At 59.0% G+C, this 16,929-nt stretch carries 15 protein-coding genes; 10 read left to right on the top strand and 5 right to left on the bottom strand.

What is annotated here, in order from left to right:
• Nucleotides 1-342 precede the first annotated feature (342 nt).
• A complete protein-coding gene (locus ACI512_RS27965) occupies nt 343-1,728 on the top strand; it encodes an MFS transporter (protein WP_064055093.1) in 1,386 nt (461 codons plus the stop codon).
• Nucleotides 1,729-1,790: 62 nt separating this feature from the next.
• On the opposite strand, the gene ACI512_RS27960 is transcribed toward ACI512_RS27965, so the two are convergent.
• From ACI512_RS27960 to flgA, 4 genes are all read right to left on the bottom strand, one after another.
• Nucleotides 1,791-2,540, bottom strand: a complete 750-nt coding sequence (locus ACI512_RS27960; protein WP_064055092.1) for a flagellar brake protein — start codon at nt 2,538-2,540, stop codon at nt 1,791-1,793.
• Between the two features lie 95 nt (nt 2,541-2,635).
• On the bottom strand, nt 2,636-3,106 hold the full coding sequence (locus tag ACI512_RS27955) for a flagella synthesis protein FlgN (protein ID WP_015885461.1): 471 nt from the start codon (nt 3,104-3,106) through the stop codon (nt 2,636-2,638).
• Nucleotides 3,107-3,154: 48 nt separating this feature from the next.
• Entirely contained in the window at nt 3,155-3,478 is a 324-nt protein-coding gene (gene flgM, locus ACI512_RS27950; RefSeq protein WP_015885460.1) for a flagellar biosynthesis anti-sigma factor FlgM, read from the bottom strand.
• A gap of 141 nt (nt 3,479-3,619) precedes the next feature.
• Complete coding sequence (gene flgA, locus ACI512_RS27945; RefSeq protein WP_046035644.1) at nt 3,620-4,384, bottom strand: flagellar basal body P-ring formation chaperone FlgA; 765 nt, start codon at nt 4,382-4,384, stop codon at nt 3,620-3,622.
• Between the two features lie 82 nt (nt 4,385-4,466).
• Here flgA and ACI512_RS27940 point away from each other — a divergent pair, with 82 nt between their 5' ends.
• The 7 genes from ACI512_RS27940 (at nt 4,467) to ACI512_RS27910 (ending at nt 10,760) form a co-directional block, all read left to right on the top strand.
• Complete coding sequence (locus ACI512_RS27940) at nt 4,467-5,399, top strand: chemotaxis protein CheV (protein ID WP_015885458.1); 933 nt, start codon at nt 4,467-4,469, stop codon at nt 5,397-5,399.
• A gap of 43 nt (nt 5,400-5,442) precedes the next feature.
• Nucleotides 5,443-6,270 carry a protein-glutamate O-methyltransferase CheR gene (gene cheR, locus ACI512_RS27935; protein ID WP_064055091.1) on the top strand — a complete coding sequence of 276 codons (828 nt, stop codon included), beginning with the start codon at nt 5,443-5,445 and terminating at the stop codon, nt 6,268-6,270.
• Nucleotides 6,271-6,578: 308 nt separating this feature from the next.
• On the top strand, nt 6,579-6,986 hold the full coding sequence (flgB, locus tag ACI512_RS27930) for a flagellar basal body rod protein FlgB (protein WP_003175633.1): 408 nt from the start codon (nt 6,579-6,581) through the stop codon (nt 6,984-6,986).
• A gap of 3 nt (nt 6,987-6,989) precedes the next feature.
• Entirely contained in the window at nt 6,990-7,433 is a 444-nt protein-coding gene (gene flgC / locus ACI512_RS27925) for a flagellar basal body rod protein FlgC (RefSeq protein ID WP_015885456.1), read from the top strand.
• A 16-nt stretch (nt 7,434-7,449) separates the two neighbouring features.
• Entirely contained in the window at nt 7,450-8,175 is a 726-nt protein-coding gene (gene flgD, locus ACI512_RS27920) for a flagellar hook assembly protein FlgD (RefSeq protein WP_015885455.1), read from the top strand.
• A gap of 31 nt (nt 8,176-8,206) precedes the next feature.
• On the top strand, nt 8,207-9,511 hold the full coding sequence (flgE, locus tag ACI512_RS27915; protein ID WP_064055090.1) for a flagellar hook protein FlgE: 1,305 nt from the start codon (nt 8,207-8,209) through the stop codon (nt 9,509-9,511).
• A gap of 304 nt (nt 9,512-9,815) precedes the next feature.
• On the top strand, nt 9,816-10,760 hold the full coding sequence (locus tag ACI512_RS27910; RefSeq protein ID WP_236381841.1) for a hypothetical protein: 945 nt from the start codon (nt 9,816-9,818) through the stop codon (nt 10,758-10,760).
• 92 nt (nt 10,761-10,852) lie between these two features.
• Here the strand turns inward: ACI512_RS27910 and ACI512_RS27905 are convergent, their stop codons facing one another.
• Nucleotides 10,853-13,747: a ribonucleoside-diphosphate reductase subunit alpha gene (locus tag ACI512_RS27905; protein WP_015885452.1), complete on the bottom strand. Its 2,895-nt coding sequence runs from the start codon at nt 13,745-13,747 to the stop codon at nt 10,853-10,855.
• Nucleotides 13,748-14,527: 780 nt separating this feature from the next.
• On the opposite strand from ACI512_RS27905, the gene ACI512_RS27900 reads away from it, so the two are divergent.
• Together ACI512_RS27900 and ACI512_RS27895 are read left to right on the top strand one after the other, a co-directional pair.
• The gene (locus ACI512_RS27900; RefSeq protein ID WP_236381839.1) at nt 14,528-15,253 is read left to right on the top strand and encodes a response regulator; all 726 of its coding nucleotides are present in this window, start codon (nt 14,528-14,530) and stop codon (nt 15,251-15,253) included.
• Nucleotides 15,250-16,860 (top strand): ATP-binding protein, encoded by a 1,611-nt coding sequence (locus tag ACI512_RS27895; RefSeq protein WP_015885449.1) that lies wholly within the window; start codon nt 15,250-15,252, stop codon nt 16,858-16,860. Before ACI512_RS27900 ends, ACI512_RS27895 begins: the two co-directional genes overlap by 4 nt.
• Nucleotides 16,861-16,929 lie beyond the last annotated feature (69 nt).

Raw genomic sequence — 16,929 nt, 5'->3', positions numbered from 1 at the left:
GCTCTACCCGTTGGGCCTAAATTGACCCTCCTAAGGGGAAGGTTGGCCGTTCGAACCGGCCCTGGGACACCAGGTTCAAAGCCCTGCACAGAACATTCTGGCAGGGCTTTTTTGTGCGCGTTTTCCAACGATTCAGTCGAACCTTGCTGCAGTCCAGGGTTCACAGCACGTGCACGGTGTATTTATCACAATCCGTGTATCCAGCAAGCGGCCGGACAGCGTCTGAGTCTGTAAGCAAATTAATCCCCGGAAACAGCGCCTGCCGCCTGTCCGGACCCGGCCACCCCGGACTATCATGCCGATAGCCCTGTCTCTCACTGCAAGGAGCCGCTCGGAACGCCGATGCGCCAAATCTGGAAATCTTTTCGAGCCCTTTATTTCGCCTCCTTGATGATGCTGATCGGCTCCGGCCTGCTCAGTACTTACCTGGCCCTGCGCCTGGCGGCCGACCATGTCGACAGCCTGTGGGTGGGTGCGCTGATGGCGGCCAACTATTTTGGCCTGGTGCTGGGCGGCAAGATCGGGCACCGCCTGATTGCCCGGGTCGGGCATATCCGGGCCTATGCCACCTGTGCCGGTATTGTCGGTGCGGCCGTGCTGGGCCACGGCCTGATCGACTGGCTGCCGGCCTGGATCGTGCTGCGGATGATCGTGGGCCTGGGCATGATGTGCCAGTACATGGTCATCGAAAGTTGGCTCAACGAGCAGGCGGACGCCAAGCAACGCGGCGTGGTGTTCAGCGGCTATATGATTGCGTCTTACCTGGGCCTGGTACTCGGCCAGTTGATCCTGGTCATGCACCCTCAGCTCGGCCTTGAGCTGTTGATGCTGGTTGCCCTGTGTTTTGCCCTATGCCTGGTGCCGGTGGCCATGACTCGGCGGATTCACCCGGCGGCCCTGCACCCGGCGCCGATGGAGCCGCGTTTCTTTATCAAGCGCGTGCCGCAGTCGTTGAGCACCGTGTTGGGGGCGGGGTTGATCGTGGGCTCGTTCTACGGTCTGGCGCCGCTCTATGCCTCTCAGCAAGGCTTGACCACCGAGCAGGTGGGCCTGTTCATGGGTAGCTGCATTTTTGCCGGCCTGCTGGTGCAGTGGCCGTTGGGGTGGTTGTCGGACCGCTATGATCGCGCGCTGCTGATTCGTTGTTTTGCTCTGTGCCTGGCGGTGGCGGCGTTGCCGTTGGCAATAATGACCAAGGTGCCGCTGGAAGTTCTGTTTGTGGCGGGTTTCTTGTGTTCGCTGGTGCAGTTCTGCCTGTACCCGCTGGCAGTGGCGTTCTCCAACGACCATGTGGAAGGTGATCGCCGTGTATCCCTCACGGCGATGCTGCTGGTCACGTACGGCGTGGGCGCCAGCATTGGGCCGTTGCTGGCCGGTGTGGTGATGAAGATGTTCGGCAGCCACATGCTGTATGCGTTTTTCAGCCTGTGTGCGTTGATCCTGGTGTGGCGTATCCGGCCGAAAGCCGTCACCAATTTGCATCAGGTGGAAGACGCGCCCCTGCATCACGTGGCGATGCCCGACAGTATGTCCAGCTCACCGCTGGTCGCCGCCCTGGATCCGCGTGTCGATGAGCAGGTGGTGCAGGAGCAAATGCAAAACGCTGCCCCGGAACCTGAACCGGAGACGGATCCCGATGCGCAGGCGGACGAGCCGCTCTTTGAAGGGCCGCCTGAGCCTGCGGGCCCTGACGAACACCCTCACGACTTGAGCAGGGCGCGCCCCTGAACGTAAAAACGGGCAGGTCCATCAGGATCTGCCCGTTTTTTTTTACAGCGATCTTTTAAGGTTTAAAAATCGTCGTCTTTGTCGAAACGCCGTGCTTCGCGTTGCAGTTGGTAAACAAAGCGCTCGACCTGGCGCTGCACCAAGCCACTCATATTGTGGAAGCGCACGCCGGCGAAGGTGGTGTTGATCTTCTCTTCGAAGTGCAGGTAACGCAGTTCGACTGAGGTTGTCATGCTGCCAAAGGGCAGGGCGGCGATGAAACGGTCATACACCTGGCCCAGCTGCAGGCGCTCGGAGATATCTCCTTCAAAGCGCAATTTGCAGCCCGTCGCGGAAATATCCAGCAGCTTACCGTTGACCGGGGCCTTCAGCTTCTCGCCACCCAGTTCGATGTTGACCAGTTGCGCCAGCTTCAAGGCGGCGCGGAACGCATTGCGGCGCTGATGGTAAACCACTTCGGCGGGCAGGCTGCCGGTGTAGATGCGGTGGCCGTCCTTTTCGCTGATGCTCAGGCTGCCGTTGCTTTCCCACGCAATGCGCACACCGTCGTGGAAGCCTTCAATGCGGAAGGGTTCGCCATTTTCGAGGTGGCGTTCGCCATCGCGGGGGATCATCTCATCCAGGGCCACGGAGCCGCCGTCGCGGTTGACGTCGACCAGGTAGCTCTGGAAGCGCTGGCTGCGTTCGTGGAAGGTGATGATCAGCGGGTCATGGCTTTCTTGCAGCATCCGCAAGGTGCTGGCGATTTCCAGAGGGGTGGTGAGGACCTTGGGTGGCTGCGGAGCATCTTCCGCATTAAGGGCGTTGAACACGGTTCTTCCATCTCCAGACAAAATACGACTACACGCAAGAGCAGGCATTCTGCCAGTATGTGGCGCGTCTTGGATAGCCGCGCTGTAAACCGGCGTCAGGCTTGGCTGCGAGTGCTTGGCTTGACCAGGCGCGAGGTGGAACCTTGAGCGTTGTAAAGCGCTGGAGGCTCTCCGCCGTGAAGTATACGCAACTGGTTGGCGGTCGTAGCTTGTTGAAGCTGGATCGACTGACCGTTGAGCAGGTTGGCTTCCTGGCACTGGGCGAGCAATTGATTGAGTTCTTTGCTCTGGGCCAGTAATTGATCGCCGACCGAAGAGTGGCTGGCCAGCTGCGCCAGGCCGTCATGGTCTGCGGGCAGGCCAAGGCTGACGAGGATCTGGCTGCGTTTTTTGCCATGCTGTTCCAGCAGGACAATCAGCGATTGCTTGCGCGCCAGAATTTCTTCCAGCAGCGGCATGTCGCGGCCGTAGAGGGCCAGGGATTCTTCCCTGAGTAGCTCGAGCAGCTGCTGCGTCGGCGCTAGATCATCAATGATCAGTTGAAGCAGATTTTCGTCGTGATGCATGGCTGGCCTTGGGTTTTAAGCGTCCAAAAGCCCGGCGCAGGCCTTTGCCTAGCGCTCGGCTTCGAAATTAAGCAGCTTGCTGGCTACACGGTTGCTGTCGACTTTATAGCTGCCATCGGCGATTGCCTGTTTCAATTCGGCCACACGGGCTTTATTGACCACCGGTTGATCGCGCAGCGAGTCAGTGACCTTCTGCAACTGTTGAGCCTCATTGCTCAGGTGTACGGATTCCCCGCTTTGGCTGACGGCGGCCTGTTCTGCCTTGGCGGGCAGGGGCTGGGCCTTGGCTTCTACGTTTTCCTTGGTACCGGTGGTACGCGTAGTGCCTGACGTTGTCGGGGTGTTATTTAAACGGCTGAAATCGATGACCATGATCAAAAAACCTCTGGGTATTTGGACGCTTGCCATGTTTTCGGCAATACCCGGACGAACTTTAGGCGCGAATGACAATAAATCTGCGCACGGAATATCTCGTGCACAGTGTAGAAAAACCCAGCGTCCTCTGCCAGCACTCTATAAAGCAACCTCGACTTGCCCGGGGGCCGTCACTCGCGCCTTGATGACGCGGTTGGAGTTGAGGTTCTTGACCCGTATTTGTTCACTCATGCCACCGTTGGACAGTGCCTCCCCCGGCATTTTTACGTTCAGCCCGCCACTGCTGGCGGAAATCACCACCTGATCGCCCTTGCGAATCACCTCTGCCTGTTCAAGATGCACCAGGGTGATGACTTGGTCTGTTACCACTGGTCGGGTTAATTTCTGTCCGACCGCTTGGTCCAGGGAGGTCAGGTAGCCCTGGCTGATCATGCTGATGTCGCGTTCGCGCAGTACCACATCTTCGAAACCAATGATGCCGGTGCGTTTCATTGGCCGGGCAACCACCACCACATCGCGGAACAGTTTGACCTGTGCCGGCACGAACACTGTCCAGGGCGAGGCGCCGTCGCAACGCACCTTCACCGTCACGCGGCCGATGGGTTGGGCGGGGCTTTCCAGCGTGGCTGTCAATTCCTTGTCGCACATTGGCATGCGTAAACGCGGGTCCAACTGGTTGACTTGGATTTCATAACGCCCCGGCGTCTGAGTGGTTGCCAGATAATCTTCTACAGTGAACTCAAGAAAGCCTTGAGTGACGCCGATAAGTAGATCAGGCAATGTGACGTTATCGGCACGGGCCGTGGTGCCCAGGCTAACAGCAAGCAATGCCATCGCGGCGCAGAGCAATCTGCGCAATCGTCGGGCACCAGGGCGTCGGGAAACTGTCGTTTTAATATCCATAAACCAATAAATAGCAAAGCTCGTGCCGTTTAGTGTTGGGTGCGCATCGCACCCCCAAAGGTTTTAGCGTAGGAGTCAAGGCATGGCAGGAGTAATGGATTCAGTAAACCAGCGCACACAGCTGGTAGGGCAGAATCGCCTGGAGTTGTTGCTTTTTCGCCTGGATGGCAAGCAGCTGTATGGCATCAATGTGTTCAAGGTGCGGGAAGTGCTGCAGTGCCCCAAGTTGACCATCATGCCCAAGTCCAGCCCTGTGGTCTGTGGCGTCGCTAACATCCGTGGCGCGACGATTCCGATTCTTGATTTGGCCCTGGCCACCGGTTCTGCTGGGTTGCAGGACCGCGAGAACCCGTTCGTGATCATTACCGAATACAACACCAAGACCCAGGGTTTCCTGGTGCGCTCGGTGGAGCGCATCGTCAACATGAACTGGGAGGAGATCCATCCGCCGCCCAAGGGCACCGGTCGCGATCACTACCTCACGGCGGTGACGCGGGTCGATAACCAGTTGGTGGAAATCATCGACGTGGAGAAGATCCTCGCCGAAGTCGCGCCCACGTCCGAATCGATTTCCGTCGGTGTGGTGGACGCCGAAACCGCGCACAAGGCTATTTCGCTGCGGGTACTGACGGTGGACGATTCCTCGGTGGCGCGTAAACAGGTGACCCGTTGCCTGCAAACCGTCGGCGTCGAAGTGGTGGCGCTCAACGATGGTCGCCAGGCGCTGGATTACCTGCGCAAGCTGGTGGATGAAGGCAAGAAGCCGGAGGAAGAGTTCTTGATGATGATCTCTGACATCGAGATGCCGGAAATGGACGGCTACACCCTCACGGCCGAGATACGCAACGATCCGCGCATGCAAAAATTGCATATCATCCTGCATACTTCGTTGTCGGGTGTATTCAACCAGGCGATGGTCAAGAAAGTCGGTGCCGATGACTTCCTGGCCAAATTCCGTCCTGATGACCTGGCATCCCGGGTAGTCGACCGGATCAAGGCAGCAGATCATAGCTAGGGGCCTTTTCCCTGGCGGTCTTACGATTTAAGAGGCGGTATCAGTGTCTACGGGTAATTTGGATTTTGAACAGTTCCGGGTCTTCCTGGAAAAAGCCTGTGGCATATTGCTCGGTGAAAACAAGCAGTACTTGGTATCCAGCCGTCTCAACAAAATGATGGAGCAGCAGGGCATCAAGTCTTTGGGTGAGCTGGTACAGCGCATCCAGGGGCAGCCGCGCAGTGGGCTCAAGGAGATGGTGGTCGATGCCATGACCACCAACGAGACCCTGTGGTTTCGCGATACCTATCCGTTTGAAGTGCTCAAGAGCAAAGTGCTGCCGGAAGCTATCAAAGCCAGCCCGGGCCAGCGTCTGCGCATCTGGTCTGCTGCCTGCTCCTCGGGGCAGGAACCGTATTCGATTTCGATGTCCATCGATGAGTTCGAGCGAACCAACATGGGCCAGTTAAAGGCAGGCGCGCAAATTGTTGCCACCGACCTGTCCGGCACCATGCTCACCAACTGCAAGACCGGCGAGTACGACAGCCTGGCCCTGGGCCGTGGTTTGTCCCAGGAACGCCTGCAACGTTACTTTGACTCCAAAGGGGCCGGGCGTTGGGCGGTCAAGGCGCCGATCAAGAGCCGCGTGGAGTTTCGCTCGTTCAACCTGCTCGACAGCTACGCGAGCCTGGGCAAGTTCGACATGGTGTTTTGCCGCAACGTGCTGATCTACTTCTCGGCCGAAGTGAAGAAAGACATCCTGCTGCGCATTCACGGCACGCTCAAGCGCGGCGGCTATCTGTTCCTCGGAGCTTCCGAAGCGTTGAATGGCCTGCCGGACCATTACCAGATGGTGCAGTGCAGCCCTGGGATCATTTACCAGGCCAAGTAAGACGATCGCACTCGATCAATGTGGGAGGGGGCTTGCTCCCGATGGCGGTGGTTCAGTTGATATAGCTATCACTGACACACCGTCATCGGGAGCAAGCCCCCTCCCACATTTTTTTGCGGCAAATTTCAAGAGAGCGGCAACTCCCCATTGCCGCTTTACTGGCGCCACGCGGAAATCGCTTGCCGCTTTTCTGGCATCGTCGCCGGCAACCGCCTCGCAAGCCCTTGATATACGGGCCTTCACCAGATTGGCATGCACCTTGCTATAACCCTGTTAACGAAAAGCAGGTCAGCCTAAAGGTTTCCGCCATGAGCATCAGCTTCGATAAAGCGCTCGGTATCCACGAACAAGCCCTGGGCTTCCGCGCCCAGCGTGCTGAAGTCCTGGCCAACAACATTGCCAACGCCGACACCCCGAACTACAAGGCTCGGGACCTGGACTTCTCTGCCGTGCTCGCCGCCCAGCAGGACAAGACCAAGAACGGCACCTTCGCCTTGAACATGACCAACAGCCGTCATATTGAAGCGCAAGGCCTGAGCAGTGGTGACGAGTCGTTGCTGTATCGCACGCCGATGCAGCCGTCGATCGACCAGAACACCGTCGACGCGCAGCTGGAGCAATCGGCCTACGCCGAGAACTCGGTGAACTTCCAAGCCAGCTTCACCCTGCTTAACAGCAAATTCAAAGGGCTGATGTCAGCCCTGCGCGGAGAGTAAGCCATGTCCCTGTCCAGTGTTTTTAATATTGCCGGCAGTGGCATGAGCGCGCAGACCACGCGCTTGAACACCGTCGCCAGTAACATCGCCAACGCCGAGACCGTGTCTTCGAGCATTGACCAGACCTACCGCGCCCGTCACCCGGTGTTCGCCACCATGTTCCAGGGTGGCCAGAGCGGCGGCAGCGACTCGCTGTTCCAGGACCAAGGTGCCGCAGGCTCCGGCGTGCAGGTACTCGGTGTGGTTGAAGACCAGAGCAATCTGGAGGCCCGCTACGAGCCTAACCACCCGGCGGCCAACGAAAAAGGCTACGTGTACTACCCGAACGTCAACGTGGTCGAGGAAATGGCGGACATGATTTCCGCCAGCCGCTCGTTCCAGACCAATGCGGAAATGATGAACACCGCCAAAACCATGATGCAAAAGGTCCTGACCCTGGGTCAGTGATAAGGGGCGCCAAATAATGGCCATCGTTGATACGAGTAACAACACGGCAGTCCAGGACCTTTTCAATTCCAAGGTCAAGACTGCAACGGACAACAGCAGCGTCGGCGACGCCGCCAAGTCGGCGACGGGCAACCAGTCGCTGGGCAAGGACGCGTTCCTGCAACTGCTCGTGACCCAGCTGAAAAACCAGAACCCGCTGTCGCCCCAGGACAACGGCGCGTTCGTGGCCCAGCTTGCACAGTTCAGTAGCCTGGAAGGCATCAACACCCTGAACGATTCGGTGAATAACATCTCCAGCAACTTCAGCTCCTCGCAAGCGCTGCAGGCGTCGTCGCTGGTAGGGCGGTCGATCATCATCCAGACCGACAAGGCCATGGTCGACACCAGCAAGAGCATGAACGGTTCCGTGGCGGTGACCTCGGCGGTGGGCAACGTCTCCGTCAAGATCACCGACAAAGATGGCACTGTGGTGCGCACCCTCGACATGGGGGCCCAGAGCGCCGGTACCCAAAGCTTCATCTGGGATGGCAAGAACGAAAATGGCGAGGTCGCTCCTGCGGGCACCTACACCTTCAATGCCACTACCAAGAACGACAAGGGCGAGGCTGTCGCCCTGGCCACTTCGTTGCCTGCGACGGTAACGAGCGTGACCTTGAGCAAGACCGGCGGCGAGATGCTGCTGAACCTTGCAGGTGGCATGGGCAGCGTCAAGCTGTCGCAAATTCAGACTATCGGTACATAGAGCCGGCTAAATACGGCAGAGGGAGAGAAACATGTCTTTTAATATCGGCCTTAGCGGCCTCTATGCGGCCAACAAACAACTGGACGTGACCGGCAACAACATCGCCAACGTCGCGACCACTGGCTTCAAGTCGTCCCGCGCGGAATTCTCGGACATCTACGCCGCGTCCAAACTGGGCACCGGCCAGAACAGCATCGGCAACGGTGTAAACCTGGCGGCCGTGTCCCAGCAGTTCACCCAGGGTGACGTCAACAACAGCGGCGGCGTGCTGGACATGGCGATCCAGGGCGGTGGCTTCTTCGTTCAGAAGGGCAGCGACGGCTCGCTGGAGTACACCCGCAGCGGTGCCTTCCGTGCCGACAAAGACGGCTATATCACCAACAATACCGGCACTTCGCGCTTGCAAGGCTACGCCGCGGACGCGGACGGCAACATCGTCAAGGGCGGCTTGACCGACCTGCAACTGAACCTGTCGTACCTGCCACCCAAGGCGTCCACCAAGGTGGATTCCACCAGTAACCTGAACTCGTCGTCGCCGGTGATCGACCAGACTACCAAGCTGTTTGATCCTACTGACACGAGCACCTTCACCACCCAGAACAGCACCACTTTGTATGACGCCCAGGGTAACTCCCACGAAATGGTGCAGTACATGGTGAAGTCGAACCCCAACGAGTGGAAGGCCTACACGTTGATCGACGGCCGTAACCTGGATGGCACTAAGCCTACAACCACCGGCGCCACCGCCCCCGTGCCAGCGACCTATACCTTTGACGGTGCCGGTAAGCTTCTGGGTGTCACCGGTACAGGCGTGGTCGGCACAACCTTGACGCTCACGGGTTGGGTGCCGGGTACGGTGACCAACGGTAATTGGGCGCCAAACAACGCTACAGCGCCGAATATTGCCGTCAACCTGGGTAACGTCACCCAGTACAACTCGGCCAGCTACCGCAACCCGCCGACCACCGATGGTTACGCGACCGGGCAGATCACCGGCCTGAAAATCGACGGCAGCGGCGTATTGTTCGCCACGTTCAGCAACCAGCAGAGCAAGGCCATCGGCCAGATCTCCCTGGCCAGCTTCAACAACGAACAAGGCTTGCAGCCTTCGGGCGGCACCACCTGGAGAGAGACCTTCGCCTCGGGCCAGCCAGGTTATGACACCCCGCAAGCCGGTACCCTGGGTTCGATCGTGGCCAACTCCCTGGAGAACTCCAACGTCAACCTGACCAACGAGCTGGTGGACCTGATCAAGGCCCAGAGCAACTACCAGGCGAACGCCAAGACCATCTCCACCCAGAGCACGATCATGCAGACCATCATTCAGATGACCTGATGCATCAATGCTCTACAAGAAGCCCCTCGTAAGAGGGGCTTTTTTTTGCGTGTAGGAATATAGCCCGCGACACCTAGGGTTACGCGCTGAATTGCCCGGTAAGGAACGCCTATTACCCGTCTTGCCACTGATCGGATCAGAGCCCAGGAGGTTCACCAATCAAGGGGAACGGAATATGTGGAGTTCAGGCGTTTTTGGGCCAGGTGCTGGGCGGGCAGTTCCTTTACCGGGTGTCGTGCGAGGGGATGCCACACCGGTCACGCCCACTGCTGAGGTAACTGCGGTCAAAAAGCTGCTCAACGAAATGTTTGAGGCGCAGCAAACAGGCAAGACGCAGACGGTTCAAGACTCGCGGGATAAATTGAACAAGCTGCGCGAGCAACTGGGTGATGAAAAATTCAAGGAGATCCTTAAGAAGCTGATCGACGAGGCTGATCAGCAGTTTCTTGAGTTTCTCAAGCGATTGCTGAAAGAGTTGTTCCCTGAGGAGGATGAGGGCGTTACTCCGCCCCCGTCTCCGCCATCACCCGGTGGCGGTGGCGGTGGCGGCGTCAGGGTTAATCCGAACGATTTCGGCGGCAGTGAGCCGATGACCAACAAGCCCTTTACCGAGGGCGCGCGCCACTTTGATTACAAGCCTGACCCTAGCAACCCAGGTAAAAAACCCGGCATGGGCAGAGAAGCTGGCAATATCTGGAGTGGTTTCAAGCAGGGGCCGGACGGTAACTGTGTCACTGTTTCAGCCATAAAGTCGGCAATGATGAAGTTTGGCCAGAAACCTACCGATGTCTTTCAGGACGTAAAGCAGGCAGGCGATGGTTATGACGTGAGGATGCGGGATGGGTTTGATCTGCATTTGTCAAAAGCTGAATTGAAGCAAGCAGCGAGTTATGCGCAATTTCAAGGTGATGATCCGGCCATGATGACCGACGCTAACTTCATGTACGCGGCGAGTGCCAAGCGCGCACAGATGGAGGGTAATGGCGTTGATGACAACCCTAATGATGCAAAGCGTAGTTTTGCCCACGCGATGCAAAGCCTGAACAATGGCGAAATGGGCTGGGAGGCGCTGGATCGGCTTGGTTTGAAGGGGCTCTACAGACAGTCATCCAGCTCTGAACTCGCAAGCGGTAAGCTAGGGGTCGTGGATTATGGCGGGCATTCAATGGCGGTGATTGGTGGTCGCATTGAATTGTGGGGCCAGAAAGGCGGCAGGCCTCAGCAGGGCAATGCTTACGCTTTCATATAGTGGAAAAGAAAAACCCCCGGTAAACCCAATACATCCAGGGTTTATCAGGGGTTTTTTCAATCCCGGGCGTTCAAGCCCAAGACCGACTCAGCTTATTGGCAGGCTTCGCAATCCGGCTCGTCAATCGCGCAGGCCTTTGGCACTGGCGCCGGGCCGGCCGGAGCAGCGAGTACCGAATCGTCACCGTGGTTGCCGCTGGAAACAGCGTTCAACTTACCGGTGTTGATGGTCGACTTCTCGGTGCTGGTGGCGGCCAGGGCACGGAGGTAGTAAGTGGTTTTCAGGCCACGGTACCAAGCCATGCGGTAGGTCACGTCCAGCTTCTTGCCCGATGCGCCGGCGATGTACAGGTTCAGCGACTGGGCCTGGTCGATCCACTTCTGACGACGGCTGGCCGCGTCAACGATCCACTTGGTGTCCACTTCGAAAGCGGTCGCGTAGAGCTCCTTGAGCTCTTGCGGGATGCGCTCGATCTGCTGCACGGAACCGTCGTAGTACTTCAGGTCGTTGATCATGACCGAGTCCCACAGGCCGCGGGCTTTCAGGTCGCGAACCAGGTACGGGTTGATCACGGTGAATTCGCCCGACAGGTTCGATTTCACATACAGGTTCTGATAGGTCGGTTCGATCGACTGCGATACGCCGGTGATGTTGGCGATGGTCGCGGTCGGCGCGATGGCCATGATGTTGGAGTTACGAATACCTTTTTGTACACGGGCACGTACCGGCGCCCAGTCCAGGGATTCGTTCAGGTCAACGTCGATGTACTTCTGGCCACGTTGCTCGATCAGGATCTGTTGCGAATCCAGCGGCAGGATGCCCTTGGACCACAGTGAACCCTGGAACGTCTCGTAGGCGCCGCGCTCATCGGCCAGGTCGCAGGAAGCCTGGATCGCGTAGTAGCTGACCGCTTCCATGGACTTGTCGGCGAACTCGACCGCAGCGTCCGAACCGTAAGGAATGTGCTGCAGGTACAGCGCGTCCTGGAAGCCCATGATGCCCAAGCCGACCGGACGGTGCTTGAAGTTGGAGTTCTGCGCCTGTGGCACCGAGTAGTAGTTGATGTCGATCACGTTATCGAGCATGCGAACGGCGGTGTTGACGGTGCGTTCCAGCTTGGCGGTGTCCAGCTTGCCGTTGACGATGTGGTTCGGCAGGTTGATCGAGCCCAGGTTGCAAACGGCGATCTCGTCCTTGTTGGTGTTCAAGGTGATCTCGGTGCACAGGTTCGAGCTGTGGACCACGCCTACGTGCTGCTGCGGGCTGCGCAGGTTGCACGGGTCTTTGAAGGTCAGCCATGGGTGGCCGGTTTCAAACAGCATGGACAGCATTTTGCGCCACAGGTCTTTGGCCTGGATGGTCTTGAACAGCTTGATCTTGCCTGGGTACTGGGACAGGGCTTCGTAGTACTCGTAGCGTTCTTCGAAGGCCTTGCCGGTCAGGTCGTGCAGGTCCGGCACTTCGGAAGGCGAGAACAGGGTCCACGGGCCGTCATCGAAGACGCGCTTCATGAACAGGTCAGGGATCCAGTTGGCGGTGTTCATGTCGTGGGTACGACGACGGTCATCACCGGTGTTCTTGCGCAGCTCGATGAACTCTTCAATGTCCATGTGCCAGGTTTCCAGGTAGGCACAGACAGCGCCTTTGCGCTTGCCGCCCTGGTTGACCGCAACGGCGGTGTCGTTCACGACTTTCAGGAACGGTACAACGCCCTGGGACTTGCCGTTGGTGCCCTTGATGTACGAACCCAGCGCACGCACCGGCGTCCAGTCGTTGCCCAGGCCACCGGCAAATTTGGACAGCATGGCGTTGTCGTGGATCGCGTGGTAGATGCCCGACAGGTCATCCGGCACGGTGGTCAGGTAGCAGCTGGACAGCTGTGGACGCAGGGTGCCGGCGTTGAACAGGGTCGGGGTCGACGACATGTAGTCGAAGGACGACAGCAGGTTGTAGAACTCGATGGCGCGGTCTTCTTTGTGCTTCTCTTCGATCGCCAGGCCCATGGCCACGCGCATGAAGAACACTTGCGGCAGTTCGAAGCGGATACCGTCCTTGTGGATGAAGTAACGGTCGTACAGGGTTTGCAGGCCCAGGTAAGTGAACTGCTGGTCGCGCTCGTGGTTGATCGCCTTGCCGAGTTTTTCCAGGTCGAAGGTGGCCAGGATCGGGTTCAGCAATTCGAATTCGATACCCTTGGCGATGTAGGCCGGCAGGGCCTTGGCGTACAGGTCAGCCATCTCGTGGTGGGTGGCGCTGTCGGCTACGCCGAGGAAGCCCAGGCCTTCGGCACGCAGGGTGTCCATCAGCAGGCGAGCGGTCACGAACGAGTAGTTCGGCTCACGCTCGACCAGGGTACGGGCGGTCATCACCAGCGCGGTGTTGACGTCGGTCAGGGCCACGCCGTCGTACAGGTTTTTCAGGGTTTCGCGCTGGATCAGGTCACCATCGACTTCTTCCAGGCCTTCGCAGGCCTCGGTGATGATGGTGTTCAGGCGGCCCAGGTCCAGCGGCGCAAACGTGCCGTCGGCCAGGGTGATGCGGATCGACGGGTGAGCCTGTACCGCGGCTTCTTCGGCTGGCGTGCGCACGGCACGTTCCTTGGCGCGCGAGTCACGGTAGATCACGTAGTCGCGGGCAACTTTCTGCTCGCCGGCACGCATCAGGGCCAGTTCGACCTGGTCCTGGATTTCTTCGATGTGGATAGTGCCGCCCGAGGGCATGCGACGCTTGAAGGTCGCGGTGACTTGTTCGGTCAGGCGGGCAACGGTGTCATGAATGCGCGACGAAGCGGCAGCGGTGCCGCCTTCAACTGCAAGAAACGCTTTGGTGATGGCGACGGTGATCTTGTCATCGGTGTAAGGAACGACAGTCCCGTTACGCTTGATCACGCGCAGTTGGCCAGGTGCGGTGGCGGACAGATCCAGGTTCGAATCAGCGGCCTGCGGCACGGAGCCCTGCGGGTTCTCGCGAGTTGTGTCGGTTTGCATGGGGGGTTGTCTCCACGTTCTATATTTATTTGGGCACCATCACGGTGCCCACCGTTCCGTCCTGAAGCATTTACAGCAGGCCTGGGCCTGGCATAACAACTTCGGGACAGGAGGAAGGGAGCTGTTCGCGCCGCTTCCATGCCGAAGTCTTCGGTTCGGGGCTCAAAAGCCCTTGGCCGTATTCCTGGTGGGTGACAGTTGCCAGGTTCAAGCACTGCAACACCCGTACCGTTTTGCGCTGTTGGAGCGTGAAAACGGCTGCCATCCGCGTGAGCGGTTTGGGCTTTCAAAAAATGCTTTGGTTCAACCAAACGAGAGCAAGAAAGGGCTTGAGTTTCTTGTCTGATCTGTGTTTGGTTTTTTCGCTCAAAACCCTACATGTAGGGTTTTTTTTGCGCGGAGCTACAAGATAATGCGTTTTGGGGGGCTTAGCAACGCACTACCTGTGGATAACGCTGTGGGTAAAATGTGTATGAAACGTGGAACACCCGTGTAGGCCGCATTGCTGCTGGATTCGGCCGTTTGTCACCGAATATTCCAAGGTAAAAACAGCTGATTGGATTTTTGAGGGCGCGAACCCTATCACAAAAAAATGCGATCACCGAATGCATTTCCAAGCTTGTGTTCCAGGGTTGCGGCATGGCTACAATCGGTCTTTGTTATGCCTTCCCAACATTACAAATAAGGTGTGGCTGGCGCAGATCAAAATGTGAGCGCAAGCCCCTCCCACAATAGATCGCATGGTCAGGACGACCTTCTTTATAACAATGAGGATCACCCGTGGAGCAAGAAGCCTGGCAGGTATTGATCGTCGAGGATGACGAGCGGCTCGCCGAATTGACCCGCGAGTACCTGGAGAGCAACGGCCTGCAGGTGTCGGTGGAGGGCGATGGGGCCTTGGCGGCGGCGCGGATCATCGCCGAACAGCCGGACTTGGTGATCCTCGACCTGATGCTGCCCGGCGAAGACGGCCTGAGCATCTGCCGCACAGTGCGCCAGCGTTATGACGGCGTGATCCTGATGCTGACCGCGCGCACCGACGACATGGACCAGGTGCTGGGCCTGGACATGGGCGCCGATGACTACGTGTGCAAACCCGTACGCCCGCGCTTGTTGCTGGCGCGGATCCAGGCCCTGCTGCGGCGCAGCGAACCGGCGGAACCGGCTGCCGTGGGAAGTCAGCGCCGCCTGCAATTTGGTCCTTTGGTGGTGGACAATGCCCTGCGCGAGGCTTGGTTGAATAATGCCGGTATCGAGCTGACCAGCGCCGAATTCGACTTGCTGTGGCTGTTGGTGGCGAATGCCGGGCGCATCCTGTCCCGCGAAGAAATCTTCATCGCCCTGCGCGGCATCGGCTACGACGGCCAGGACCGTTCCATCGATGTGCGCATCTCGCGTATTCGCCCGAAAATCGGCGACGATCCGATCCACCCGCGCCTGATCAAGACCATCCGCAGCAAAGGCTACCTGTTCGTCCCCGAAGCCGCCGCCGACATGCCGCTGTGAACTCGATCTTCCTGCGCATCTACGGCGGTATGTGCGCGGCGCTGATCCTGGTGGCCCTGCTCGGGGTGCTGGCCCTGCACCTGCTCAACGAGGTGCGCAGCGGCCAATACCGCGAGCGCCTGGCCCACGGCACCTTCGCGTTGATGGGCGATAACCTGCAGCCCATGAGCCCCATCGAGCGCCAACGCGCCCTGGCGGTGTGGGAACGTTTGCTGGGTATCCCGCTGCAATTGCGCCCCCTGGCGGATACGCAACTGGACTCGAGCCAGCGCAACCGCCTGCAACGCGGGCAGGTGCTGGTGGAGCAGACCGGGCCGCATGCCGCACGGGTGCTGCGATGGGTCAGTGATCAGGATCAACTGGTGCTGGAGGGAGAGGTGCAGCAGATCAGCGAGCAACTGGCCCGCGCGACCATCTACCTGCTCGCCGACGAACTGGTGCGCTTCCCGGTGGCGGAACAACCGCAACGCCTGGCAGACATAAAAGAAGCCAAGGGTTTTGGCTTTGACATGCACCTGATGACCCTCGACCAGACCGATATGGACGAAGACCAGCGCCGCCGCGTATCGGAAGGCGACACGGTGATGGCCTTGGGCAAGGGCGGCGATTCGATCCGCGTGTTTGCCGGCATGGTCGGCACGCCGTGGGTGCTGGAAATCGGCCCGTTGTATCAGATGAGTCCTTACCCGGCGCAATGGCTGGTGCTGATTGCCTTGATCGGCCTGACGCTGATCGGTCTGATCGTCTATCTATTAGTGCGTCAGCTTGAACGCCGGCTGCGCGGCCTGGAAGCCGCTGCCACCCGCATCGCCAAGGGCAACCTGGAAGTCCGCGTACCGGCTCGCGGCGCTGACTCGGTGGGGCGCCTGGCCGCGGCGTTCAACGGCATGGCCGAGCACTTGCAACAGTTGCTGGCGATCCAGCGCGAACTGGTGCGCGCGGTGTCCCATGAACTGCGCACGCCGGTGGCGCGCTTGCGCTTCGGCCTGGAGATGGTCGGCGATGCCACCACCCCCGAGGCACGGCGCAAATACTTGGAGGGCATGGACAGCGATATCCAGGACCTTGATGGCCTGGTGGACGAAATGCTGACGTATGCGCGTCTGGAGCAAGGCTCGCCGGAGCTGAATTTCCAGCGGGTGGACCTCAATGCGCTACTCGATCAGGTGATCGGCGAATTATCGCCACTGCGCCCGCAGGTCAACGTGACCCGGGGTATTTGCCTGTCTTCGGTGCATTGGGATGACGCCTGGGTGGATGCCGAGCCGCGTTATCTGCATCGAGCGCTGCAGAACCTGGTGAGCAATGCCATGCGCCATGCCCAGGGGCAGGTGTTGATCAGTTATCAGGTCGGCCAGGTGCGCTGCCGCATCGATGTGGAGGACGACGGCCCCGGCGTGCCGGAAAGTGCCTGGGAGCGCATTTTCACGCCGTTCCTGCGCCTGGATGACAGCCGCACCCGTGCTTCGGGTGGGCATGGCCTGGGGTTGTCGATTGTGCGGCGAATCATTTATTGGCATGGCGGGCGGGCGTTGATCGGCAAGAGCAATAATTTGGGTGGGGCCTGCTTCAGCCTGAGTTGGCCACGGGATCAGGATAAATCCTGATGTCGCTATCGGGAGCAAGCCCCCTCCCACAGTCGATGGCATTCCAACGTTGGAACTCGGTCGAGTGTG

Origin of the sequence: Pseudomonas petroselini (genome assembly GCF_045037875.1) — a bacterium.
GTDB lineage: Bacteria > Pseudomonadota > Gammaproteobacteria > Pseudomonadales > Pseudomonadaceae > Aquipseudomonas > Aquipseudomonas petroselini.
This window is presented reverse-complemented; position numbering and strand designations above follow the sequence as displayed.